Below are 22,199 nucleotides of genomic sequence, written 5' to 3'. Positions count from 1 at the left end.
CTTTGGCCGATCTAAGCGCGGCGGTGTATCACCGGCTGCGACGCTGCAGAATCAAAAGGTTGCGGCTGTTTGTTGAGGCGCAACCAAACCGTGAAACAACCGGCCGCCGTCGCCTTGTCGGACCGGTGGCCGATCAATGCGTCTCAGCGATCGGCGAACAACGCATTGACCGCGCCGTAGGCCATGCGCTCGCCGGGCGCGGCGCGGCCGTCCTGAAGGAACGCGCTGGCCAGCGTGCCCACGTGCGCGAACACCGCTTCGGCCAAATCCGAGCCCGCGCTGAGGCGGCGCACGCCGAGGGCGTCCAGTTCCTCGAGCGCGGGCAATCCCGGACGCAGCATCACGTTGAGCGGCAATCCCGCGGCGGAGGCGATGTCGCCGATCGCGCCCGCTTCGATCAGACCGGGAACGAACAGGCCGTCGGCGCCCGCCTCGCGATAGCGTGCGGCGCGTTCGAGCACCAATCCCACGCGCGCGTCCGGCGGCGCCAGGCCGCGCAGATACACGTCGGTGCGGGCGTTGACGTAGACGTCGAGTCCGCGCGCGGCGAGCGCGTCGCGGATGCGCGAGAGCTTCGCGCACAACGCATCGGGCGAACCGCTGCCGTCCTCGATGTTGATGCCGACCGCGCCGGTGTCGGCCGCGCGCACCACGTTCGTGGCGACGACGGACGGATCGTCGGAATAACCGCCTTCCATGTCGACGGACAGCGGCACGCGGATGACGCGTGCGATCTCCCTTGCCGTGTCGAGCAGGCGCTCGATCGGCAGCACGTCGCCGTCCACGTAACCGCGCGCCCATGCCACGCCCGCGCTGGTCGTGGCGATGGCGGGCGCACCGAGGCTTTCGATCAGGCGGGCGCTGCCGGCGTCCCATGCATTGGCCAGGCGCAGCACGCCGCGCGTGTGCAGGTTGCGGAAACGGGCGGCGTGTTCGGCGTTGCTGGCGTGCATGGGGAACCTCGACGGTCGATGTGGGAAGCCGATGGTCGCAGCGAGGTGCGATCCTTACCGGCTGCTTTCGGACGTCGTAGTGGGCGACGCCGTGACACCCTTCGCATCCCAGTCGCGCAGCGCACGCTCGACCGCGTCGACGCCGCGCACGGCGGCTGCGGCGTCGATCTGGCCGATCACGTCCTGGTCGGTGTGGATCACTCGCATCACCTTCGCCGGCGTGTGCGGCTTCTTGCCGGCATAGGCGGCGAGTACCTGCGTGATCTCGTCCGCGCCCACCAGCGAATACGACACCGCCGGCCAGCCGGCGCGCAGGAAGGGCAGGTGATCGGTGGGCGGATACTGCTCGCCCGGCGAGAAGCCGAGCTGCAGCGCCTGCGTGGCGGTGCGGCTGCTATCCACCAGCGCGGCCTGAGCCTGCCCCGGCGCCATCATCCACAGCGTGTCGCCCCAGCCGAACACGTCGAAGTTCACGTACAGCGCGGGCTTCGTCGAGCCATCGGCCACGAAGGCCTTGGAGCCGAGCAGGCCTTCTTCTTCCAGGTCCCAGAAGGCGATGGCGACGCGATGGTGCTTCAGCGGCTGGCGCTGGAAACGCTCGGCCAGCGCGAGCACCGAAGCACTGCCGGAGGCGTTGTCGGTCGCGCCGTGGCCGACGGCGACGCGGTCGGAATGCGCGCCGATCAGCAGCAGCGGGGCATCGGCGGCGCCGGAAACCTCGGCGATGAGGTTTTCGCCGGCCTTCCCGCTGGCTTCGAAAGGCGCCTTGCGCCAGTTCACGCCGAGCGCGTCGAGGCGGGCGGCGATCGCTTCACGGCGCTGCGCGTTTTCGCCGGCGTCGCTGATGGTGCGGACGTCGGACAACCACTGCGTCGCAGCCGGTTGCTCGACGCTCGCCGTGCTGGGCGTGGTCTGGGTAACGGGTGCCGGCGAGGCACAGGCACTGAGAAAAAGGATCGGAAGCGTCGCAACTAACAGTCGGTGCATTGGTGGGGGTCCCCGTTAGAATCCGGTTCAGTGTGCCCCACAGCAGGGGACATGGAATGGGCCGGAAGGGCCATCCACGCGCAGCGGGCACACGCACACCAACGGAGAGTGGAATGGAAATCCGGGTTTTCATCATCGACGACCACGCGCTCGTGAGGACGGGGCTCAACCTGATCCTGTCGGGCGAGAACGACATCGAGGTCGTCGGCGACGCGGAAAGCGGCGAGGAAGCGTTGCCGCTGATCCGCAAGCTCAAGCCGGACGTGGTGCTGTGCGACCTGCACCTGCCGGGCCTGAGCGGCCTGGAAGTCACCGAGCGCATCGTCAAGAGCGAACAGGCCGCGCGCGTGATCATCGTGTCGGTGCTGCAGGACGGGCCGATGCCCAAGCGCCTGCTGGAAGCCGGCGCATCGGGCTACGTCGGCAAGGGCGGCGATGCCGCGGAACTGCTCCGTGCAATCCGCGAAGTCGCGCGCGGCAAGCGCTTCCTTGCCAACGGCATCGCGCAGAACCTCGCGCTGGCCGGCATCGACGGCGGCGCGTCGCCGTTCGACAGCCTGTCGCCGCGCGAGATGGAAATCGCGCTGATGCTGATCCAGGGCCTGCGGCAGGACGTCATCGCCAAGCGTTTGAGCCTGAGCGCGAAGACGGTCAACACGCACAAGGCGCGGTTGTTCGAGAAGCTCGACATCGGCGACAGCATTGCGCTGGCGCGTCTTGCGAGCCGCTACGGGATCATGGATCCGACGCGGGCGATCTGATCGGCTCCTGCTGTCATCCCCGCGAAGGTGAGGATCCGCAAATTTCCGTCGCGCCCAAAACAAAACCGGCTGCCCGAAGGCAGCCGGTTTTTTATTACCAGGAAATGGAACGGGCGATCAGACGTGCCCGGATTCCTGCTTGCGCTCGCTTTCGCCCTGCGCGGCTGCGTGGACGTGTTCGGCGGCGGCTTCGGCCGGGGAGGGCGCTGCCTCGTCGGCGTCCGCGGCAACGGTGTCCGGCGCGGCTTCGTCAGCCTGCGACTCGCCAGCGACAGACGCTTCCACCGGCGCCGGGACCGGCGCGGTTTCGGCGGCCGGCGCGCGAGTGTCGTGCGGCAGCGAATCGAACAGGCCGGCGGTGCGCGGGACGTCGCCATTGGCGAGCGGCGCAGCGGACGGCGTCGAAGCCTGCGGACGCGAGTCGGTGATTTCCGCCTCGGCCTGCTTTTCCGGACGCGCGTCTTCGGCCGGCGCGATCGGCGCCGGATCGATCACGGCCGGCTCTTCGACCTTTTCCGGTTCCGGAACGGGTTCGGGCGCCACGACCGGCTGCTCGACGACCACGGCCGGTTCGGCCGGGGCCTGCGGTTCCGAGGTTGCGGCGACCTGCGGCTGATCGGCCTTCGGCGCAGCGGTTTCGCCCGTCGCCACCGCAACGGCAGCAACGGTCGCCACGGCGGCCTGCGCCGGCGTCGCCACCGGAGCCGGGGTCGCCGGCGTGTGCGTCACGTTCGACGGCGCGGCCGGCGACGGAGTCGCGGGTTCGTCGTCGAAATCGAACTCGGGCTGCGAACGCTGCGCGGCCGGGGCCGGGGCGGTGCCATCAGCCGCATTCGCTTCGTGCGCGTCGTCCTCGTCGTCGAGGAGCGAAGCGTCGTCATGCTCGTCGTGCAGCTGCGCCTCGTCGGTGCCTGCAGCGGCGTCGCCACCGCCACGACGACGACGACGGCCACCGCGACGGCCGCGACGGCGACGGCTGCCGCCTTCGCCAGCGCCTTCGCCCTGGGCGGCATCGGCATGGGCGACGGTTTCACCCGTCTGCACGACGGCAGGCGTTGCGGCTTCGGTGGTCTCCGAGGCAGTCACCGCGGCCGCGACGACGGCCGGTGCGACCAGCGCCACGTCCGCTGCCGTCGTGGCCGGCGTTTCGGCCTTGACGACGTCCGGCTTCACTTCGGCCTTCACCGGAGCGGGACGGTTTTCGTTGCGCGGCGGACGGGCCTCGGCGGCAGGCTGCTGGACGCGCTCTTCGATCTGCGACTGCTGCGCCTGAGCCTGCTGCTGCGACTGCTGCTGCTTAGGCTGCTTCTGCTGTTGCTGCTGTTGCTTGGGCTGCTGTTGCTGCTGCTTCGGCTGCTTCTGTTGCTGGGCCTGTTGCGGCTGCTTCTCGCGGCGCTGCTCGTCGCGTCGTTCGTCGCGACGCGGCTCATCACGGCGATTCTCCTCGCGACGCGGTTGATCGTCGCGGCGGCCATCGCGGCCCTGCTTGCCGTTGCGGCCGTCGCGACGCTTGTCGTTGCGATCGCCGCGTTCGTTGCGACCGCCACGATTGTCCTGCGGACGCGCGGCCGGGGTCGGTTCCACCGCGATGGGCGAACTCGTACCGCGGAAGAAACGCAGGATGCGCTCGACCACGCCGATCGAATGCGTCGGCGCGGCGACCGGTGCCGGAACCGGGGCGGGCGCCGGCGCGGCGACCTGCTGCTCGCGCGGCTCGCGCAGCGGAGCGGGCTGGGCCGGCTTGACGTTGGTCACCGCCGGCGCGGCCGGGATGTTCAGGTGCGCCTTGGTCAGCGAGTGCGTCGGCAGCTTGCGCGGCGTGCCGCGCTGGTAGCTCGGCTTGTTCGACTCTTCGCCCAGCTCGTTCTCGCGGATGCGCGTGACTTCGTAATGCGGCGTGTGCAGCTGCTCGTCGGCGACGATGACGATCGGCGCGTCGTGGCGCTTCTCGATCTCGCTGAGCGCGCGGCGCTTCTCGTTCAGGAGGTAATTGGCGATCTCGGTCGGCGCTTGCACCAACACCTGGCCGGTGTTTTCCTTCATCGCGTGCTCTTCGGCCAGGCGCAGGATCGATAGCGACAGGGATTCAACGCTGCGCATGCGGCCATGGCCTTCGCAGCGCGGGCACACCAGCTGGCTGGATTCGCCCAGGCTCGGGCGCAGGCGCTGGCGGCTCAGTTCGAGCAGGCCGAAGCGCGAGATGCGGCCGATCTGGACGCGCGCGCGGTCCTGCTTGAGTGCGTGCGCCAGGCGGTTCTCGACCTCGCGCTGGTGCTTGTTGGACGACATGTCGATGAAGTCGATCACCACAAGGCCGCCCAGGTCGCGCAGGCGCATCTGGCGCGCGACTTCCTCGGCCGCCTCCAGGTTGGTGTTGAAGGCGGTCTCTTCGATGTCGCCGCCCTTGGTGGCGCGCGCGGAGTTCACGTCGATCGCGGTGAGCGCCTCGGTCTGGTCGATGACCAGCGCGCCGCCGGACGGCAGGCGGACTTCACGCTCGTAGGCGTTCTCGATCTGCGATTCGATCTGGAAGCGGTTGAACAGCGGCGTGTCGTCGGTGTAGTGCTTGAGCTTGCGCAGGTTGTGCGGCATCACCTGCTCGACGAAATCGCGCGCCTCGGCGTACATCTCGGGCGTGTCGACGAGGATCTCGCCGATGTCCGGGCGCATGTAGTCGCGCAGGGCGCGGATGATCAGGCGCGATTCCTGGTAGATCAGGAACGGGCCGGGCTTGCTCAGCGCGGCCTCGGCGACGGACTTCCACACCTGCAGCAGGTAGTCGAGGTCCCACTGGAGCTCTTCGGCATCGCGACCGACGCCGGCGGTGCGGATGATCACGCCCATGTCGTCGGGGATGTTCAGCGCATCCATCGCGCGCTTGAGCTCGGCGCGATCCTCGCCCTCGATGCGGCGCGACACGCCGCCCGCGGTGGGCGAATTCGGCATCAGCACCATGTAGCGGCCGGCCAGCGAGATGAACGTGGTCAGCGCCGCGCCCTTGTTGCCGCGCTCTTCCTTGTCGACCTGGACGACGATTTCCTGGCCTTCGCGCAGCAGTTCGCGCAGGCCGGCCTTGTTGTGGTCGACGCCGGCCTGGAAGTAATCGCGGGAGATTTCCTTCAGCGGCAGGAAGCCGTGGCGCTCGGCGCCGTATTCGACGAAGGCCGCTTCGAGGGAGGGTTCGAGCCGGGTGATGCGGCCCTTGTAGATGTTGGACTTCTTCTGTTCCTTGGCCGGCTGTTCGATGTCGATGTCGTACAGGGTCTGGCCGTCGACGATGGCGACGCGCAGTTCTTCCGCCTGCGTCGCGTTGATGAGCATTCGCTTCATTGGTGCGTTCCTCGCGCGCTCCTGCGCGTGGTCGGCGCGGGACGCATGCGCGTCCTGCAGCCGCGGAACGCCGTGGGGCGTTTCGCCTCTGGATACCGCAAGCCGCGCGCCGGTCGCCGTTGGGCGGGGCCTGGCGCTGCGGCCTCAAGTTTTCCAGCGCTACGACACCACGGCACGCCGCGGGAGCGCTTAATTGTTTCTTTCAAGACAGCTTAGGGACCGGCGGCGCGAACGCCGCGCGGGACGTGTTCATCACGGGCGGTTTGACCCGCGCCGGCAATGTCGGGTTCCGCCGGGCCATCGCTGCTAACATGGCTGCCCCGGGGGCAGTGGTTAGGCGCGGACCGGAATCGCAGGAAAGGGCTTTCGGCCTTTGTGAAGTAACTTCCTGCGAAATCAAAACCTTATCTCGCGTCGCGAGTGTAACAGATAACCCCCTTCGGATGACCCATTCAGACCCCAACGACAGGCCGGGCAGGACCGGCTCCACGCCGCGTCCGGCAAACGAGTCCGGCCAGGTCCGCACCATCCGAGTGCCCGACGACCGCGCCGGGCAGCGCCTGGACAACTTCCTGCTGGGCCAGCTGAAGGGCGCCCCGCGCTCGCTGGTCTACAAGATCGTGCGCTCCGGGCAGGTCCGGGTGAACGGCGGCCGCGCCAAGGCAGAGCGCAAGCTCGAGGGCGGCGACGAAGTCCGTATCCCGCCGGTTCGCCTGGGCGAAGCCGGTGAACGCCCCGCGCCGCCGAAGGGCCTGCTGGAGGCGCTGGAAGCAGCGATCGTCTTCGAAGACGCCCGCCTGCTCGCGCTGAACAAGCCCTCTGGCCTCGCCAGCCACGGTGGCAGCGGCATCAGCCACGGCGCGATCGAGTCGCTGCGCGCGCTGCGACCTGGGCAGACGCTGGAGCTCGTCCACCGGCTGGACCGCGACACCTCCGGCCTGCTCATCGTCGCCAAGAAGCGTTCGGCGCTCACCGAGCTGCAGGCCCTGATGCGCGAGGAGGGCGGCATTTCCAAGCGGTATCTGGCGCTTCTCACCGGCCGCATGCCCGACGGCGTGATGACCGTGGACGCCCCGCTGCACATCGGCCTGCGCCAGGGCGGCGAGCGCCATGTGCAGGTGAACGCGGCCGGCAAGCCGTCGCTGAGCCACTTCAAGGTGCTCGAACGCCGGGGCGGGCAGTCCTACTGCGAAGTGCGCATCGAGACCGGCCGCACGCACCAGATCCGCGTCCACGCGCAGCACATCGGGCATCCGGTGGCCGGCGACGACAAGTACGGCGAGGTGGACGCCAACAAGCGCCTGCGCGAGCAGGCCGGCCTGAAGCGCCTGTTCCTTCACGCCTCGACGCTGGAATTCGCGCTCGACGACGGCAAGACGCCGTACCTGCTCAATGCCCCGCTGGCCCCGGAACTGATCGACGTCCTCGACCGGCTGGCGTGACCGTCAGCCGCCGCGCCGGCGCTTCTCGTCCAGCACGAAGCAGGATTGCGGGCGCTCCACCGGCGGATTGAAGTTCACCGGCACCTGAAGGCGTGAGGACTGCGGCTGCCCGTCGCGGGTCGCCGGCTTGAACGTCCACGTGCGGACGCCTTCCTTCGCGGCCTGGTCCAGCGGCGGCACGCCGCTGCTGCGAAAGACCTCGACCGAACTCGGCTTGCCGTCCACGCCGATCGTCATCGCCAGGATCACCTGCCCGCCGATGTCGTCGCAGGCGAGTTCTTCGGGATACCCCGGCGGTGGCGTGTCCACGGCCATCAACTCCGTCGTCTTGACCGCCGCCGGTGGCGGCTCCGGCTGGCAGGCGGCGATGGCGAGCACGGAACCAGCGAGCAGTGCGATGCGGATGCGGGGGAAGTCCATGCGGGCTGCCTCGTACGGACGGGAAGGTCAGGCGGCGAGGGCCTGGGCCTTGGCGGCGCAGATGAAGTCGTTCTCGCTCAGGCCGCCGACGTCGTGCGTCGAAAAGCGCACCACGCAGCGGTTGTAGTGCACGCCGAGGTCCGGGTGGTGGTCCTCGCGATGGGCCACGAACGCCAGCGCGTTCACGAACGCCATGGTCTCGTAGTAGTTGGCGAAGGTGAACGTCCGGGTGATCGCATGCCCATCCTCGACCACCTCCCAGCCCGGGATCTGCGGCAGCAGTTCGCGCACGCGCGCTTCGCTCAGGCGATGCTCGGTGCCGCGGCGGGCGATGCAGTGGGCCTGCGCGAGGGGAATAAGGTCGTTCACGAAGTGGGGCTCCTTGCGGGAGGGCGACCGGCGGGCCGACTGAATGGAACGCATCGTCGGCCATCGCAGGTGACGGCCGCGCCATCTGAATGCGTGGACCCCGCTAGAATAGCGCCATGATCAATATTTCCGAATCCGCCCAGCGCCATTTCCGCAAGCTGATCGAACGCGAGTCCCTTCCGGGTCTCGGCGTTCGTCTGGCGGCGGTGCACGCCGGTACGCCGCGCGCCGACGTGCGGCTGGAGTTCGCCGAACCCGGCGACCTGCAGGGCGACGAGTGGGCCGTGGATTGCGACGGCTTCACGATCTGGCTCGACGCGCCCAGCGTGAAATACCTGGACGGTGCGGAGATCGATTACGAAACCCAGTCCACCGGCGGCCAGCTGCAGATCCGCGCGCCGAAGATCAAGGGCGAGGCGCCGGCCGATTCGGCGTCGCTGGTCGAGCGCGTGCACTGGATCGTCGAACAGGAAATCAACCCGCAGCTCGCCTCGCATCGTGGCCACGTCTCGGTGCAGGAAGTGACGGCCGATGGCGTGGTCGTGCTGCGCTTCGGCGGCGGTTGCCACGGCTGCGGCATGGCCGACGTGACGCTGAAGCAGGGCATCGAGAAGACGCTGCTGAGCAAGGTGCCCGGCGTGACGGCAGTGCGCGATGCGACCGACCACGACACCGGCGACGCGCCTTACATCCGTCGCGATTCCGCGGCCTGACCCGGGCCCGGCGACGTAGATGTTCTCCGCCGCCGATCTGATCCACGCACTGCAACGAAGGTTGCAGCTCGTCGCGCCGCACCTGCGGCGCAAGCCGGGTGAGTTTCCCCCGGGCTGGCAGACATGGTTCGACGGCATGGCCGAGCGCGTGGGCGCGGTGCGCGGTGCGACCGTCGAAGCGATCATCGCCGTCTTCCTTCAGCGTCCCCTGACCGAGCGTCCGCGACGACTGCGCGATCTGACGCGGTGGCAGGCGTTCACCACGCTGATGCGCCAGGACTGGTCGCGCGACGACAACCGCTGGGACAAGTACGACCGTCGCACGCACTGGTTCGCAGCGACGTTCACGATCCTGTGGCACGTCATCTTCAGCGCGCTGCTGCTGTACCTGATGTACCTGCGCTTCATGGCCGTCAGTGCGCCCGCGCCGCAGGGCGAGGACGTGACGATGATCGAATACGTCGGCACGGGCACGCCGAAGGAACCCGGCGGCGGCGCGGCCGAGCCCTCGCAGGAACCCGAAGCCACGCAGGCGCCCGCGCAACCCGCGCCGTCGCAACAGGCCGCTGCGGCACAACCCGCGCCGCAGCAGGCGCCGTCCGTCCCCGCGCCCCCGTTGCCGACGCCGAGCATCGACGCGCCACTTCCCGACATCGCCCAGCGCGACGTGCCCGAACCGCAATTGCCGCCGCCGACGCCACCGCCGGTGGCGCAGCCGGTGACGGTAAGCGAACCGACGCCGAACACGCCGGACGTGTTCGTGCTGCCGCCCACGCGGCGGCAGCCGCCGCAACCCACGCTCGCGGCGCCCGAGTTGCGCACGCCCGTGCCGCAGGTGCGCACCACCGACGTCGCCGAACCCGTGCAGCCGGTGCATCGCGAAATCACGCCACGCGAGATCGCGGCGCCGACGATCCAGCAGCGCACGCGCGAGATCACGATGCGCGAGGTGCCGGTGCCGGTGCCGCGCGTTCCGGTGCCGACGCTGCCCGAACCGAGCGTCCCGACGCCCCAGGTGCGCGCGGCCGAACAGACCGTCCGCACGCGCGACGTCCCGACGCCGCCAACACCCGCGCCGCCCACGCCGTCGCCCGCAGCGCCCGCGGCGACGGGCCCGGCTGCGACAGCGCCGCCGTCGCCGTCGTCCACCACTTCGAATGCGCCGTCGACCGCATCGTCGAATGCACCCGCAGCGCGGACGGCGTCGGCACCTTCGTCCGCTGCTCCGTCCGGTACCGCACCGGCCGCGGCCGGCCGCGGCGCGCAGCCGTCGACCGCGGGGGCGGGCCCGAGTCCCACCCCGTCGCCAGGCACGTGGTCCACGCCGCGCCGTGGCGACGACTGGGGCGACAGCACGCGCAATGCGCCGGGCGGGCAACGCGGCCTGACGCCGGGCCTGTACAACGCCGACGGCAGCGTGCGCGTGCCCGAGCCCGGCGGCTCGGCGTCGCCCAACCGGCCGCCAGGCGCGATCACGGAGGAAATCCGCGATCTCGACCGTTCGGGCACGTGGCTCAAGCGCAAGCCGACGGATTTCGAACCGACCTCGTTCGACAAGTACTGGGTGCCGGACGAAACGCTGCTCGCCGAATGGGTGCGCAAGGGCATCGAGAAGGTGACCATCCCGATCCCGGGCACGAACAAACGCATCGAATGCGTCGTGTCGATGCTCGGCCTTGGCGGTAGTTGCGGTTTGAGCGATCCCAACCTCAACGACCAGCCCGCCGAAGCGCGTCCGCCGCCGGACATTCCGTTCAAACCGGCGCTGCAGGAAGACAACGGCAGCGTGAAGCCGTAAGCCACACGCATCGAGATGTCGCGTGTTCAGCGCGCCGTTGCGATGCGATGTCACGCGTTCGTCACTGAACCGAACCGAACGAAGCGCTCGCGGGTGTAGCGCAACGTCGCCAGCGAAAACCGCGACGGAAACAATTTCGCCGACGGAAATTTTTCCGCGCGCGATCGCGCACAGGTCGCGCCTGGTGCGATCGCGCGCTGGCATGTCTTTTGCGGAACGCTCCTGCATCCGCTGCGCCCTGCGTTTTCCATGCATGAATCCGCATTCGCATCGGCGACTTGTTACGTCGTCGCTGAACGATGTCCGCGCCGTTTTTACATCTTGCGCGGCACAGTCCGCCTGCGAGCGTTTGCCGCCGAGGCGCGCGAAACACACATCCACACAGGAGGGTAGTCCAGTGACCGACGAGCGATCGGGAACCGGTGAATTCAAGGCCGTTGCGCAAGACGCGATGCGGCTGGGCGCGCGCGCCCTGGAGACGGGACGTGCTTGGTTGAGTGGAAGGAGAGGAACGATGAACGAACGTGATGCATCCAAGCGGTACGAGGAGCGTCTGCGCCAGCAGCGCCAGGAATCGGGCATGTCGGGTCGCTCGGAGTACGGGCAAGGCGCGCGTCGCTGGGGCGCGGGCGAGGACTGGGACGACAGCAGTTCCGGTCGCACGCAGGGCCACTACGCGGGCGATTACGAAACCGGCGGCCGCATGGGCCGGCAGCAGTACGGCAGCGGCATGGGCCGCGATGAGCAGGACTGGTCGCAGGGGCGTCGCGAATCGCAGCGCTGGGGCGAGCAGGGCACCTACGGTGCGCAGGGCAGCAACGAATACGATCGCCAGGGCAGCGACTACGGACGCGAACGCGAGTTCGGCGGCCAGTACGGCGATCGCGGCCACGGCGACTACGGCAGCAACCGTGCATACGGCACGCAGGGCAGCCAGGGCTATGGCAGCCAGAGCTACCGCTCGCAGCAACAAGGCGAGGATTACGGCAGCCAGGGGCGTTACCGCGCGTCGGGCTCCGACTACGGCAGCCAGCGTCCCCAGGAAGGCCAGCAGGATTACAGCAACCAGCGCGGCTACGGCACGCAGGCCTACGGGCAGGGCGAACACAGTTCCGGTTCGCACGGCTACGGCAGTGGTCGCGAATACCGCGGCTACGAAGGCGGCGAGTCCGGACGTCACGCCGGCAATCGCAACTGGGAACGTGGCTATGGCGAAGGCTATGGCCTCTCGTCCGGCTACGCCGACGAACAGGCGTACGGCAGCCAGTACGGTTCAGGCTCCAGCAGCAGCGGCTACGCCAGCGGTTATCCCAGCGATACGCAGGGCTCCAGCCGCCAGCGTTCGATGTCTGGCAGCTCGTCGGGCATGTCGTCGCGCGACCAGTACAGCCGCAACTACCGCGGCATGGGCCCGCGCTCGTACACGCGTTCGGACGAACGCCTGCTCGAGGACATCAACGAGCGTCTGACCGAAGACGATTACCTGGACGCCACCGAGATCACCGTGCGTTGCGTCAACGGCGTGATCACGCTGGAAGGCACCGTCACCGAGCGCTGGATGAAGCACCGCGCCGAAGACCTGGCCGATGCGAGCAGCGGCGTGAAGCAGGTCGACAACCGCATCCAGGTCCAGTCGCAATCGCAGTCGCAGTCCGGACGCTCCAGCGAGTCCGGTTCGTCGCAGGCGCAGGGCTCGTCGCAGTCGCAGGGTCGCTCGGCGTCCTCGTCGACGTCATCCCGCGCAAGCGGCACGACCGCCAGCAGTGGCGGCTCGACCACGACCGGCTCGTCGTCCACGCGCAGCACCGGTGGCGACAACAACCAGGGCGGCTCCCAGCACTGACGAACAGGGAAGCGCACTGGAGACGGAAAGGCCCGCAATCGCGGGCCTTTCTCTTTGGCGAAGACAGGAATTGCCGCGCGGACTACGGATGCTCCGCCGCATCACGCGGATCCATCACCATCGTGCGGCAGCGCTTGCAACCGGCTTCGGCCCGCTTGAGATGCTCGCGGATGCGTTCGGGTTCGGCACCGTGATCGAGCATCGCCAGCGCGGTGGACACCGCCATCGTGATCACGTTGAGTTCGTTGCGAAGGCCGTGGCGCCACTGGCGCTCGGTCGCATCGTCCAGCGGCACGCTCACGCTTCGGCGTCCCGCGTGCGAAGGCGCGCCAGCTGGTTGTGGATCGTCCGCACGCTCACGCCGAGCGCGCGCGCGGTGCGCGTGCGGTCGTTGTCGAAGTAGGCGAGCGTGCGGCTGAGCATTTCGTGTTCGATCTCGGCGTAGGTCATGCCGACGGTGAACGTCACCGCGCCGGGATCGGCATCGTTGGCGCGCATGCGTCGCGCGTTCGGCCGCATGCGCAGGATGCCGTCGTCGCTGGCGAGGAACGCGCGCTGCACCGCGCTGCGAAGCTCGCGCACGTTGCCCGGCCACGCGTGGCGGCGAAGCGTGCGGTCGGTGCCATCGGCGAAGCGTTTGTTGGTGGCGTGCCGCACGTTGAGAAGGTCGAGGAAATGCTGCGCGAGCAGCTGCACGTCCTCGCCGCGTTCGCGCAGGCTGGGCATGGCGATGGTGAAGTCGGCCAGGCGGTAGTACAGGTCTTCGCGCAGCGTTCCCGCATCGACCGATCCGAGCGGATCGCGATTGGTCGCCGCGACGATGCGCACGTCCACCGGAATGCTTTCCGAACCGCCGACGCGCGTGACGGTGCCGGTCTCGAGCACGCGCAGCAGGTAGACCTGCAGCGCGAGCGGCATTTCGGTGATCTCGTCCAGGAACAACGTGCCGCCATGCGCCTGTTCGAAGTAGCCGGCATGGCGGGCATTGGCACCCGTGAAGCTGCCGCGTTCGTGGCCGAATAGATGGCTGGCGAGCAGCTCGGGTGAAATCGCACCGGCATTCACCGCGATGAACGCGCCGGGCCGTCCGCTGCGCTGGTGCACGGCGCGGGCGACGAGCTCCTTGCCGGTACCGCTTTCGCCGGTGATCAGCACCGATGCGTCCGACGGCGCCACGCGTTCGATGTCGTCGGTCACCAGCCGCATCGATTCGCAGCGTCCCACCATGCCGAAGCGCACCGGCATGTCGTGCGCCCGCGCGTAGGCCGAGGCGGCCTGCGACAGCAGCGCGTCGAACTGTTCCGGGCACAGTGGCTTGAGCAGGTAGTCGTAGACGGGACGTGAAACCGCCTGGATCGCCGATTCCACCGACGGCTGTCCGGTGACGATCACCGCGTGGTCGTGTTCGGGAAGCGCGGGATCGTCGAGCAGGTCCATGCCGTTGCCGTCGGGCAGTTCCAGGTCTAGCAGCAGGAGGTCGAGCGGCGGTAGGTGGCTGAACTGCCGGGACTGCTCGAGCGAATGCGCCACGTAAGGCTGGAAGCCGCGAAGGCGGGCGAAGTCGGCCGCGGACGCAGTGAAGTCGCGATCGTCGTCGACGATCAACAAGGATGCCGGCACTGGAGATCTCCCTCTTGAGGCCGTCAGCGTAGTCGCGGCGAAGTTAAGACCCTTTGAAGAATATTCAACGCGGCAGGAAACATCTTCGCGATCGGCGTTGTTCCTTCACGCCGTGAAGGCATTCACAACGTCTCACCAGTATCGCTACGGTCAGGTTCGCGAAGATTTTTCACGCGTCCTTCGCGGCCTTTGCGTCGACCGCCGACCATGGCACGTAAGTTGCTCCTGCTTGTCTTTGTCGGGACCGCTCGCCGGTTCCGAAGCACCGCAACGACGATAAGACAACGGAGAGAGAGACGATGAACGCGAAGCTGTATTACGGGGAGCATTCGACGGTCGTGGAAGCGGTGGATATCGAGGAGGAGGTCGCGTACTGGATGCGGCACTACCGCAACTACGTGCCGAGGTTCCGCAGCGAGGACTACCTGCCGGCGTTGAAGCTCGGCCTGGACGCGTACCTGCGCGGGCATGGCCATGACTTCGACGACATGGCCGACGCCCTCCAGCTCTGCTACGTGCGCGTGCGCGGCAATTCGCGCCTGGACTGGAACGAGGCGCTGCCGGTCGCCATGGCCGCGTGGACGCGCCTGTCCGAGCGCCACGCGCCGCGCAGCTACGAACCGGAGCCGCGCTTCGGCTTTGCGACGATTCGTTGAGGGGAGGGCGCGCCGCACAGGGACGTGCGGCGCGGAGCAAGGCTTGCCCGATCAGCGCTTGCCGGAGGATTCGAGCAACGCGCGCCCGCGCTCCAGGTGCATGGCCATGTGGTCACGGGTGTTGTTGAGGAAGTTGCGCACCGGTTCGTCCGTGGCGGCGGGGATCAGCCGCGCATCGAGCATGGAGAGCGCGTGCGCGTGGCCGTCGACCATGGCCTGCAGCCAGGCCTGCTCGTAGTCGGCGTCGGACGTGTTCGCCAGCGTTTCCAGCGTCGTTTTGCCCTGGCCGACGAGGCCGTGCACTTCGGTCGTCGTTTCCGGTTCGACCAGATGACCGGCTGACGAAAGCGAACGCAGTGCCGCGAGATTCTCGCTGTGCTCGCGATGCAGCATCTGCGCGTATTCGCTTGCCTGCGGGCCGAGCCTGCGAGCGCGCGCCTGCTCGACGGCGGCGATCTCGAACTCGTCCACTGCCGCGACCAGCGCAAGCGACACGCCCGCCGACGGCGGCGGCGTCGGCGCGGGTGGTGCGGGTGCGGTGTCGGCGCTGGTGTGCGTGTCGGAGGCCGTCGTGCCCGCGCCCGTGGCGTCGGTCGACGGCTGCGAGCCGGGCGGCGTGGCGGCCGGCGGCACGGTGTCGTCGCGCCGGCAACCTGCGGTGGCCACCAGCGCGCCGACCAGCGCGAGGGCGAGTGCGCGCCTCACCATGTCAATGCGGCGTCGCAACGCCACGCACCAGCTCCTCGGTCGCGCCGTTGTCCGCGCCATGCGCGAAATCGGCCAGCGACACGAAACCCACCAGCCGCTTGTCGCGATTGATCACCGGCAGGCGACGAACCTGCAGGTCGGCCATGTTGCGCGCGACGTCGTCGACGTCCTGGTCGTCGAAGCAGTAGCGGATTTCCTGCGTCATCACCTCGCGCACCGGCGTGTCGGCGTTCAGGCCGCGTGCCACGGCACGGATGGCGATGTCGCGATCGGTGACCATGCCGATCAGGCGGTCGCCGTCACCCACCGGCAGGCTGCCCACGTCCATGCGCTGCATGGTCTCGGCCGCTTCGCGGATGCTGCGGTTCGGGGCGGTGAGGAAGACGTCGGTGTTCATGATCTCGGCCACTTTCATGGGCGTGCTCCTGTGCATGCTCGGCAAGTAGAAACCCGAACCTTCGCATCGGGGCGATTTGGCCCGCGTGAAGCAGCCGGGCGGGCGACGTGAATGCCCCGGGGTTACCACGCGCCCCCGATGGACGGGCGCGCTTGAGTCGGGCTCAGGCGGCGTGACAGCATCGCGCCCGTGAATACCCCCGACGCCGATGCCGTCCACCTTCGCGACCTCGCGCGGCTGCGCCGCGTGCGCGACCGGATCGATCGCGAGTACGCCAAACCGCTCGACGTCGAAGCGCTCGCGCAAGGGGTGCACATGTCGGCCGGACACCTCAGCCGCGAGTTCAAGCGCGCCTACGGCGAATCGCCCTACAGCTACCTGATGACGCGGCGCATCGAGCGCGCGATGGCGCTGCTGCGTCGCGGCGACATGAGCGTGACGCAGGTGTGTTTCGACGTCGGCTGCGCGTCGCTGGGCACCTTCACCACGCGCTTCACGGAACTGGTCGGCATGCCGCCGGGTGCCTACAAGCGCGAGCACAGCGGCGCGGCCGAGGGCATGCCGCCCTGCGTCGCCAAGCAGGTCACGCGGCCGATCCGGTCGCAATCGATCAGGAATCGAGAAGCGCCGGCGGATGCGCCGGCCGCAGACTGATCGCACCGGTTCATTCGAACACGCCGGCTCTCAACAACGTCGGCCCGGCCACGCCCTCATCCACACGGAGAACGACCCCATGGAACTGACCATCCATTCCACCTTCCTGCCGCACAACGATCCCGCCGCCGCGCTGGGCTTCTATCGCGACACGCTCGGCTTCGAAGTGCGCAAGGACGTCGATTACGGTGGCCTGCGGTGGATCACCGTCGGCCCGCCGGGCCAGCCGGAAACCAGCATCGTGCTGACGCCGCCGGCGATCACGCCGGGCATCACCGACGAGGAGCGCCGCACGCTCATCGAGATGATGGCCAAGGGCACCTACGGGATGATCATCCTCGCCAGCCGCGACCTCGATGGCACCTTCGAGAAGGTGCAGGCCAGCGGCGCGGAAGTGATCCAGGAACCGACCGACCAGCCCTACGGCGTGCGCGACTGCGCGTTCCGCGATCCGGCCGGCAACCACGTGCGCATCAACCAGGTGTGATGCGAAGGCGGGTCGCGCTCAGGTGCGCGGCCCGCGTTCCTCGCGCGGCTTGGCCTTGCGATCGCGCAGCAATGCGCTGACCACCAGCGCCAGGCCCAGCGCGGTGGCGACCAGGAACAGCACCAGCGCCAGCCATTCGTAGCGGTTCGCCGTGCCCGGGCCGCTGCCGCGCAGCAGCATCGCCGAAGCGAGGATCAATGCGGCGACGACGACGCCGGCCGCGATGCGGTTGGCGATCTTCTGCAGGTTCTCCATCAGCCGCGATTCCTGCAGCCCGGTGATGCGCACCTGCAGGCGGTTCTCCGCCAGCAGCGACAGTGCCGAGGACAGCTTGCGAGGCGCGTCCTGCACGAGGGCCTGCAAATCGATCGCTTCGACCGCCAGCGCCGGCATCGACAGGGAGCGCTTGATCTGCGCGGTGATCATCGACGGCATATGGCTTTCGATGACCTTCTGCACGTTCAACTGCGGCGCGAGCAGCCGGCACACGCCTTCCAGGTGCAGCAGCGTGCGGCCGAGCAGGCTCAGTTCCGGCGGCGTGCGCAGGCCGCACATCGCGCCGATGCGCGTGAGGTCGAGCATCAGCCGGCCTTCGGAATGATCCTTCAGGCCGGCGTGCGCGGCGTAGCGTGCGATGAGCTGGCCGGATTCGCGCAGGTAGCGCTCCTCGTCGAAGGTCTCCAGCCGCGTGCCGAGCGCGATGACCTCGTCGGCTGCGTCGTCGCCGCGGCCTTCCACCGCGGAGAACATCAGTTTCAGCAGGCGCGTGCGCTGGCGCGGCGGCACGTGGACGACCATGCCGAGGTCGATCACCGCCAAGCGTCCGTCATCGGTCAGCAGCAAATTGCCCGGATGCGGATCGGCGTGGATCTCGCCATGCACGAACATCTGGTCGAGGTAACCGCGCAGCAGCGATTCGCACAACCGTTCCAGCGAATCCGGCCGCATGCGCGAGAGCACGTTCGCGTCAAGCGGATCGCCGTTGACCAGGTCCATCACCAGCACGCGCGTGCGCGTGAGCGGCCACACCGGCCGGGGTATCAGCAGGTCCGGGTAGGCGGCGAGGTGTTCGGAGAAGCGCTCCAGGTTGGCCGCTTCCAGCGTGTAGTCGAGTTCGCCTACCAGCGCCTTGCGGAACTCGTGCACCCAGTCGGAAAAGCGCACGCGCTGTCCGAGCCCCGTGGTGTGGTCGACGCCGGTGGCGATGGAGTCGAGCACGGAAAGGTCCTGCTTCACTTCCTCCGCGACGCCGGGACGCTGCACCTTGACGGCGACCGGCCGGCCGTCGAGCAGGCGCGCGCGATGCACCTGCGCGAGCGACGCGCTGCCCAGCGGCGCGGGATCGAACCATGCGAAGACTTCCTCGATCGGCCGCTCCAGCGCGCATTCGACCTGCGTGCGGATCGCGTCGAATTCGACCGGCGTGACCTGGCTCTGCATGCGCGTGAGCGCGGCAAGATACGGCGGCGGCACGAGATCGGTGCGCGTGGACAACGCCTGGCCCAGCTTGATGAAGGTCGGGCCCAGGGCTTCGAGATCCTTCACGAACTGCTCGGGCCGCTGGTCGGAGACGTCGACCTCTCCGGCGATCTGCGCCGACGAGCGCAGGTCGAGGCCGGTGAACACGCCCGTGCCGCGATAACGCATCAGGAAGCGCAGGATGCGGCCGGTGCGGGCCAGGCCCGTCGATTGCGTGCTCAAGGCATCGGCGCGCACGGGGCGCGGGATGGGCGAGAGCGAGGGCGCGGGCAGGGCATCGCGCATGCGTTCGTGCTCCGTGGTGCAGTTGGAAGGCTGGGCGTGTTCCGCGCCGGCGCCCGCGTGCTTGCGCGTTGCGTCGCGCGCGATGAACGGACTCCAGAATAGGTCGCCACCGCTAAGGCGCCGTGAGGCCGATGCGCGCATTGCTTCACGCGCTGCATTCGTGCGCGCTGCGACATCAGTCCGCCTTGTCGCGTTTGCCGTCGCCCGGGATGCGCCTTTCGATCCAGTTGATGGCCGTGAGGATCAACAGCGTCAGCGCGGTCGAAAGGCCGGCGAGCAGGTGGTAGCGGAAGCCGCACATCACGCCGATCACCGCGACCATCAGGATGGTCGCTGCGGTGGTGATGCCCACGACGACCTGCGAGCCGCGGCGCGCGAAGATCGTGCCGGCGCCGATGAAGGACACGCCGGCGATGACCGCTTCGACCAGTCGCAACGGGTCGATGGTGAGGCGCAGTTCGCTGTCGAGCCGGTGGTCGATGATCACCAGCTGACCGAGCCCGACCAGGAGCGCGGCGGCGCCGCCGACGAGCATGTGGGTGCGAAAGCCGGCCGGTCTGTTCTTCAATTCGCGTTCGAAGCCGATCACGCCGCCAAGCAGCATGGCGATCGCGGCGTCGCGCACAACGAGCAGCTGGAGCGTCCAGTCCATCCCGACACGTTGGTTTTGCCGATGTGTAGGGACCGTCACGGTGCCGCTAGCGGCCACACACGCGCCGCTCACGAGGGCGTTCCTACCATCCGGCGCACCTTAGACGGAGAGAGGAGGAGACACGAAATGGGCATCATCATCTGGTTGATCGTGGGCGGTATCGTCGGTTGGCTCGCCAGCCTCATCATGCGTCGCGATGCGCAGCAGGGCATCATCCTCAACATCGTCGTGGGCATCGTGGGTGCCTTCATCGGCGGCTGGCTCGGCAGCGTGCTGGGCATCGGCGGCGGCGACATCAACGACGGCAACTTCAGCATCGCAGGACTGCTGCTGTCGCTGCTCGGCGCGGTGGTGTTGCTGGCGATCGTGAATCTGTTCACGCGCGGGCGCGCCCGCTGATCTTCCACGCAACGGTCGCATGAAGCACAAGCGGTTCCGCTTCGGACCGGGATTCCGTGTCGCGTTCGACGTACGCAAGGTGCAGGCGGCCGAAATGGTCATTGCGCCGGGCGACAGCGAAGGCGGCCCGGACAACCGGCACCGCGGCGCCGACCAATGGCTTTATGTCGTATCCGGGACGGGGCTGGCGATCGTCGAAGGACGTCGCCAGCCCCTGAAGGCCGGCAGCCTGCTCGTGGTCGAGCGCGGCGAACGCCATGAAATCCGCAACACCGGGCGCACGCGCCTGAAGACGGTCAACTTCTACTACCCGCCGGCGTACGACCGCGAGGAAGAGCCGCTGCCTGCCGGTCGCAAGTAGACCCCGTCCGGTCACATTCGCGAAGTCAGTAACGCCGCGAATACCACTGCGCGAGCGTCTCCGGCAGGTGCTCGCGCATATCCACGCCGAGCGCTCGATGCGCATCCAGCACGTCGAGCACCTGCTGCCGCAGCGCGTGCAACATCGGCAATTGGTCAAGATGCGCTGGCTCGCCCTCCACGCGCTCGAGCACGCTGATTCCCCAGGAGAACAACGCCGGCGCGCGTGCCTGCATCTGCGCCTCAAGCCACGCGCGCAACGGCACGTGCACGGTGTGGCCGCGCTCGGCGAGGCGGTCGACGGCACTGGCCAGGATCGGATACGCGCCGCGATACCACTCGGTGTGACCCGCGGCCTGGATCCGCACGGTGAGCGGGGCGGGCGCGCTGTATTCGGCCAGTGCGTGGCCCAGCTCCAGTTCCAGCCGGCGCGAGTCACGCACGGTCTCCGTGTCCACCAGCAATGCGCGGTCGAGATCGAAGAACTCGAAGAACCGCGGATGCAGCGTCTGCATGCGCTCCAGTGGCTGCCGCGAGAAGCCGAGCTTCAGCAGGTCCTCGTACGCGCACGGCAGCACGTAAAGATGGCACGCGCCTTCGCTCACGCCGCGCGTGCGTTCGGGGTCGCTGGTCCGCAGGAACGCCATGCCGGCCATCATCGCCGATGGCATGTGAGACGCGTCATCGCGACGCCATCTTGATGCACTCCTCCGGATGCTGGCGGCATGGCGAAATCCCGCAAGGTGCCGCGACAACCGAAGACGAGCGGCGAGGGCGTGCTGAAGAACAGCGTGCTGAAGAACAGCGTGCTAAAGAACAGCGTGCCGAAGAACGACGCGTGCGTGGCCGCGGCCAGCGACGGCGGGCTGGTCTATGTGAGCGATGGCGAGCCCGGGCTGCGGCGGATGCGCTCAGGCAAGGGCTTCCGTTACATCGACGCGGACGGGCGCACCGTGCGCGACGCCGACACGCTGGCGCGCATCCGCTCGCTGGCGATCCCGCCGGCGTATCGCGACGTGTGGATCTGCCGTCGCGCGAACGGTCATCTGCAGGCCTGTGGGCGCGATGCGCGCGGACGCAAGCAGTACCGTTACCACCCGCGATGGCAGGAAGTCCGCGACTCGCGCAAGTTCGATCGCATCGTCGCGTTCGCTGCCGCGCTGCCGAACCTGCGGCGCACGTTGCGTCGCGATCTGGCGCGCGAAGGGCTCGGTCGCGAGAAGGTGCTGGCGATCGTCGTATCGGTGCTGGCCGACACGCTGGTGCGCATCGGCAACACCGAGTACGCACGCGGCAACCGTTCGTACGGCCTCACGACCCTGCGCAATCGACACGTCGAGTTCCTGCGCGGTGGCCGCGCGCACCTGCGCTTCCGCGGCAAGAGCGGGCTGGAGCACGACATCGTGCTCGACGATGCGCGCCTCACGAAACTCATGCGGCGCTGCCAGCAGCTGCCGGGGCAGGCGCTGTTCCAGTACCTCGACGACGACGGGCAGCAGCAGCCCGTCGATTCGGGCATGGTCAACGACTACCTGCGCGAGGCGATGGGGGCGGACTTCACCGCCAAGGATTTCCGCACCTGGGGCGGCACGCTGGTCGCGATCCGGCTGCTGGCCGAACGCGAAGTCCCGCGGCGCGAGGGCGGCGAGATCAAGGTCACCGCGGTACCGGCGGTGCGAAACGAGGTCATCAAGGAAGTCGCGCAACTGCTCGGCAACACGCCGGCGGTGTGTCGCAAGTCCTACATCGACCCGACGGTGTTCGAGTGCTGGGAAGACGGCCGCCTGCAGCGCGCCGTGGCGGGCGCCCGTGGCGAGCGCCAATGGGAACAGGCCGCGCTGCGCCTGTTGCGGCGCAGCCGGCGGGAAAGCAGGACGTAGGCGGGC

The 22,199-nt window shown here is 68.5% G+C and carries 23 protein-coding genes; 11 read left to right on the top strand and 12 right to left on the bottom strand.

The features are described 5' to 3' along the window. Positions 1-143 precede the first annotated feature (143 nt). Together DX912_RS05925 and DX912_RS05920 are read right to left on the bottom strand one after the other, a co-directional pair. Positions 144-953, bottom strand: a complete 810-nt coding sequence (locus DX912_RS05925; protein ID WP_115841571.1) for an isocitrate lyase/PEP mutase family protein — start codon at positions 951-953, stop codon at positions 144-146. Between the two features lie 54 nt (positions 954-1,007). Further along, the gene (locus DX912_RS05920) at positions 1,008-1,817 is read right to left on the bottom strand and encodes a M28 family peptidase (protein ID WP_181902727.1); all 810 of its coding nucleotides are present in this window, start codon (positions 1,815-1,817) and stop codon (positions 1,008-1,010) included. A 236-nt stretch (positions 1,818-2,053) separates the two neighbouring features. Between DX912_RS05920 and DX912_RS05915 the strand changes: the two genes are divergently transcribed. Then, positions 2,054-2,701, top strand: coding sequence for a response regulator (locus DX912_RS05915; protein WP_115841569.1), 648 nt, complete (start codon positions 2,054-2,056; stop codon positions 2,699-2,701). Positions 2,702-2,818: 117 nt separating this feature from the next. On the opposite strand, the gene rne is transcribed toward DX912_RS05915, so the two are convergent. After that, complete coding sequence (gene rne / locus DX912_RS05910; RefSeq protein WP_115841568.1) at positions 2,819-6,031, bottom strand: ribonuclease E; 3,213 nt, start codon at positions 6,029-6,031, stop codon at positions 2,819-2,821. 443 nt (positions 6,032-6,474) lie between these two features. Here rne and DX912_RS05905 point away from each other — a divergent pair, with 443 nt between their 5' ends. Beyond that, on the top strand, positions 6,475-7,473 hold the full coding sequence (locus DX912_RS05905) for an RluA family pseudouridine synthase (protein ID WP_115841567.1): 999 nt from the start codon (positions 6,475-6,477) through the stop codon (positions 7,471-7,473). 3 nt (positions 7,474-7,476) lie between these two features. Here DX912_RS05905 and DX912_RS05900 read toward each other — a convergent pair whose 3' ends face one another. Further along, a complete protein-coding gene (locus tag DX912_RS05900; protein ID WP_115841566.1) occupies positions 7,477-7,893 on the bottom strand; it encodes an energy transducer TonB in 417 nt (138 codons plus the stop codon). 27 nt (positions 7,894-7,920) lie between these two features. Further along, on the bottom strand, positions 7,921-8,262 hold the full coding sequence (locus DX912_RS05895) for a 4a-hydroxytetrahydrobiopterin dehydratase (RefSeq protein WP_115841808.1): 342 nt from the start codon (positions 8,260-8,262) through the stop codon (positions 7,921-7,923). A 116-nt stretch (positions 8,263-8,378) separates the two neighbouring features. Here DX912_RS05895 and DX912_RS05890 point away from each other — a divergent pair, with 116 nt between their 5' ends. The 3 genes from DX912_RS05890 (at position 8,379) to DX912_RS05880 (ending at position 12,616) form a co-directional block, all read left to right on the top strand. Next, a complete protein-coding gene (locus DX912_RS05890; protein ID WP_115841565.1) occupies positions 8,379-8,975 on the top strand; it encodes an NfuA family Fe-S biogenesis protein in 597 nt (198 codons plus the stop codon). Between the two features lie 19 nt (positions 8,976-8,994). Next, the gene (locus DX912_RS05885; RefSeq protein WP_115841564.1) at positions 8,995-10,773 is read left to right on the top strand and encodes a transmembrane repetitive protein; all 1,779 of its coding nucleotides are present in this window, start codon (positions 8,995-8,997) and stop codon (positions 10,771-10,773) included. Positions 10,774-11,287: 514 nt separating this feature from the next. Next, the gene (locus tag DX912_RS05880; RefSeq protein ID WP_181902726.1) at positions 11,288-12,616 is read left to right on the top strand and encodes a BON domain-containing protein; all 1,329 of its coding nucleotides are present in this window, start codon (positions 11,288-11,290) and stop codon (positions 12,614-12,616) included. 82 nt (positions 12,617-12,698) lie between these two features. On the opposite strand, the gene DX912_RS05875 is transcribed toward DX912_RS05880, so the two are convergent. Next, complete coding sequence (locus DX912_RS05875) at positions 12,699-12,917, bottom strand: hypothetical protein (RefSeq protein ID WP_115841562.1); 219 nt, start codon at positions 12,915-12,917, stop codon at positions 12,699-12,701. Then, complete coding sequence (locus tag DX912_RS05870) at positions 12,914-14,236, bottom strand: sigma-54-dependent transcriptional regulator (RefSeq protein WP_115841561.1); 1,323 nt, start codon at positions 14,234-14,236, stop codon at positions 12,914-12,916. Before DX912_RS05870 ends, DX912_RS05875 begins: the two co-directional genes overlap by 4 nt. Positions 14,237-14,535: 299 nt before the next feature. On the opposite strand from DX912_RS05870, the gene DX912_RS05865 reads away from it, so the two are divergent. Continuing rightward, complete coding sequence (locus DX912_RS05865; RefSeq protein WP_115841560.1) at positions 14,536-14,892, top strand: hypothetical protein; 357 nt, start codon at positions 14,536-14,538, stop codon at positions 14,890-14,892. Positions 14,893-14,943: 51 nt separating this feature from the next. Here DX912_RS05865 and DX912_RS05860 read toward each other — a convergent pair whose 3' ends face one another. Both DX912_RS05860 and DX912_RS05855 read right to left on the bottom strand, forming a co-directional pair. Continuing rightward, a complete protein-coding gene (locus tag DX912_RS05860) occupies positions 14,944-15,624 on the bottom strand; it encodes a DUF4142 domain-containing protein (RefSeq protein WP_181902725.1) in 681 nt (226 codons plus the stop codon). Further along, positions 15,602-16,015 (bottom strand): CBS domain-containing protein, encoded by a 414-nt coding sequence (locus DX912_RS05855; RefSeq protein ID WP_115841558.1) that lies wholly within the window; start codon positions 16,013-16,015, stop codon positions 15,602-15,604. The genes DX912_RS05860 and DX912_RS05855 overlap by 23 nt, the downstream gene beginning before the upstream one ends. Positions 16,016-16,186: 171 nt before the next feature. Here DX912_RS05855 and DX912_RS05850 point away from each other — a divergent pair, with 171 nt between their 5' ends. After that, on the top strand, positions 16,187-16,651 hold the full coding sequence (locus DX912_RS05850; protein ID WP_115841557.1) for a helix-turn-helix transcriptional regulator: 465 nt from the start codon (positions 16,187-16,189) through the stop codon (positions 16,649-16,651). 79 nt (positions 16,652-16,730) lie between these two features. Then, a complete protein-coding gene (locus DX912_RS05845) occupies positions 16,731-17,138 on the top strand; it encodes a VOC family protein (RefSeq protein WP_115841556.1) in 408 nt (135 codons plus the stop codon). 18 nt (positions 17,139-17,156) lie between these two features. On the opposite strand, the gene DX912_RS05840 is transcribed toward DX912_RS05845, so the two are convergent. Beyond that, positions 17,157-18,902 (bottom strand): ABC1 kinase family protein, encoded by a 1,746-nt coding sequence (locus DX912_RS05840; protein WP_115841807.1) that lies wholly within the window; start codon positions 18,900-18,902, stop codon positions 17,157-17,159. Positions 18,903-19,077: 175 nt separating this feature from the next. Further along, positions 19,078-19,554 (bottom strand): MgtC/SapB family protein, encoded by a 477-nt coding sequence (locus tag DX912_RS05835; protein ID WP_115841555.1) that lies wholly within the window; start codon positions 19,552-19,554, stop codon positions 19,078-19,080. Positions 19,555-19,680: 126 nt separating this feature from the next. On the opposite strand from DX912_RS05835, the gene DX912_RS05830 reads away from it, so the two are divergent. Then, the gene (locus tag DX912_RS05830) at positions 19,681-19,953 is read left to right on the top strand and encodes a GlsB/YeaQ/YmgE family stress response membrane protein (RefSeq protein ID WP_115841554.1); all 273 of its coding nucleotides are present in this window, start codon (positions 19,681-19,683) and stop codon (positions 19,951-19,953) included. 19 nt (positions 19,954-19,972) lie between these two features. Next, positions 19,973-20,314, top strand: a complete 342-nt coding sequence (locus DX912_RS05825; protein ID WP_115841553.1) for a cupin domain-containing protein — start codon at positions 19,973-19,975, stop codon at positions 20,312-20,314. A gap of 25 nt (positions 20,315-20,339) precedes the next feature. On the opposite strand, the gene DX912_RS05820 is transcribed toward DX912_RS05825, so the two are convergent. After that, the gene (locus DX912_RS05820) at positions 20,340-20,960 is read right to left on the bottom strand and encodes a GIY-YIG nuclease family protein (RefSeq protein ID WP_115841806.1); all 621 of its coding nucleotides are present in this window, start codon (positions 20,958-20,960) and stop codon (positions 20,340-20,342) included. Between the two features lie 78 nt (positions 20,961-21,038). On the opposite strand from DX912_RS05820, the gene DX912_RS05815 reads away from it, so the two are divergent. After that, entirely contained in the window at positions 21,039-22,193 is a 1,155-nt protein-coding gene (locus tag DX912_RS05815; protein WP_115841552.1) for a DNA topoisomerase IB, read from the top strand. The last annotated feature ends 6 nt before the right edge of the window (positions 22,194-22,199 follow it).

Source organism: Lysobacter soli (assembly GCF_003382285.1).
Classification (GTDB): domain Bacteria; phylum Pseudomonadota; class Gammaproteobacteria; order Xanthomonadales; family Xanthomonadaceae; genus Lysobacter_J; species Lysobacter_J soli.
This window is presented reverse-complemented; position numbering and strand designations above follow the sequence as displayed.

Excerpts from the sequence above, each read along its gene's own strand:
- DX912_RS05915 (WP_115841569.1), top strand. The coding sequence starts at position 2,054 with ATGGAAATCCGGGTTTTCATCATCGACGACCACGCGCTCGTGAGGACG.
- DX912_RS05830 (WP_115841554.1), top strand. The coding sequence starts at position 19,681 with ATGGGCATCATCATCTGGTTGATCGTGGGCGGTATCGTCGGTTGGCTC.
- DX912_RS05825 (WP_115841553.1), top strand. The coding sequence starts at position 19,973 with ATGAAGCACAAGCGGTTCCGCTTCGGACCGGGATTCCGTGTCGCGTTC.
- DX912_RS05815 (WP_115841552.1), top strand. The coding sequence starts at position 21,039 with ATGGCGAAATCCCGCAAGGTGCCGCGACAACCGAAGACGAGCGGCGAG.
- rne (WP_115841568.1), bottom strand. The coding sequence starts at position 6,031 with ATGAAGCGAATGCTCATCAACGCGACGCAGGCGGAAGAACTGCGCGTC.
- DX912_RS05890 (WP_115841565.1), top strand. The coding sequence starts at position 8,379 with ATGATCAATATTTCCGAATCCGCCCAGCGCCATTTCCGCAAGCTGATC.
- DX912_RS05925 (WP_115841571.1), bottom strand. The coding sequence starts at position 953 with ATGCACGCCAGCAACGCCGAACACGCCGCCCGTTTCCGCAACCTGCAC.
- DX912_RS05885 (WP_115841564.1), top strand. The coding sequence starts at position 8,995 with ATGTTCTCCGCCGCCGATCTGATCCACGCACTGCAACGAAGGTTGCAG.
- DX912_RS05900 (WP_115841566.1), bottom strand. The coding sequence starts at position 7,893 with ATGGACTTCCCCCGCATCCGCATCGCACTGCTCGCTGGTTCCGTGCTC.
- DX912_RS05845 (WP_115841556.1), top strand. The coding sequence starts at position 16,731 with ATGGAACTGACCATCCATTCCACCTTCCTGCCGCACAACGATCCCGCC.
- DX912_RS05855 (WP_115841558.1), bottom strand. The coding sequence starts at position 16,015 with ATGAAAGTGGCCGAGATCATGAACACCGACGTCTTCCTCACCGCCCCG.
- DX912_RS05835 (WP_115841555.1), bottom strand. The coding sequence starts at position 19,554 with ATGGACTGGACGCTCCAGCTGCTCGTTGTGCGCGACGCCGCGATCGCC.
- DX912_RS05840 (WP_115841807.1), bottom strand. The coding sequence starts at position 18,902 with ATGCGCGATGCCCTGCCCGCGCCCTCGCTCTCGCCCATCCCGCGCCCC.
- DX912_RS05880 (WP_181902726.1), top strand. The coding sequence starts at position 11,288 with ATGAACGAACGTGATGCATCCAAGCGGTACGAGGAGCGTCTGCGCCAG.
- DX912_RS05905 (WP_115841567.1), top strand. The coding sequence starts at position 6,475 with ATGACCCATTCAGACCCCAACGACAGGCCGGGCAGGACCGGCTCCACG.
- DX912_RS05820 (WP_115841806.1), bottom strand. The coding sequence starts at position 20,960 with ATGGCGTTCCTGCGGACCAGCGACCCCGAACGCACGCGCGGCGTGAGC.
- DX912_RS05865 (WP_115841560.1), top strand. The coding sequence starts at position 14,536 with ATGAACGCGAAGCTGTATTACGGGGAGCATTCGACGGTCGTGGAAGCG.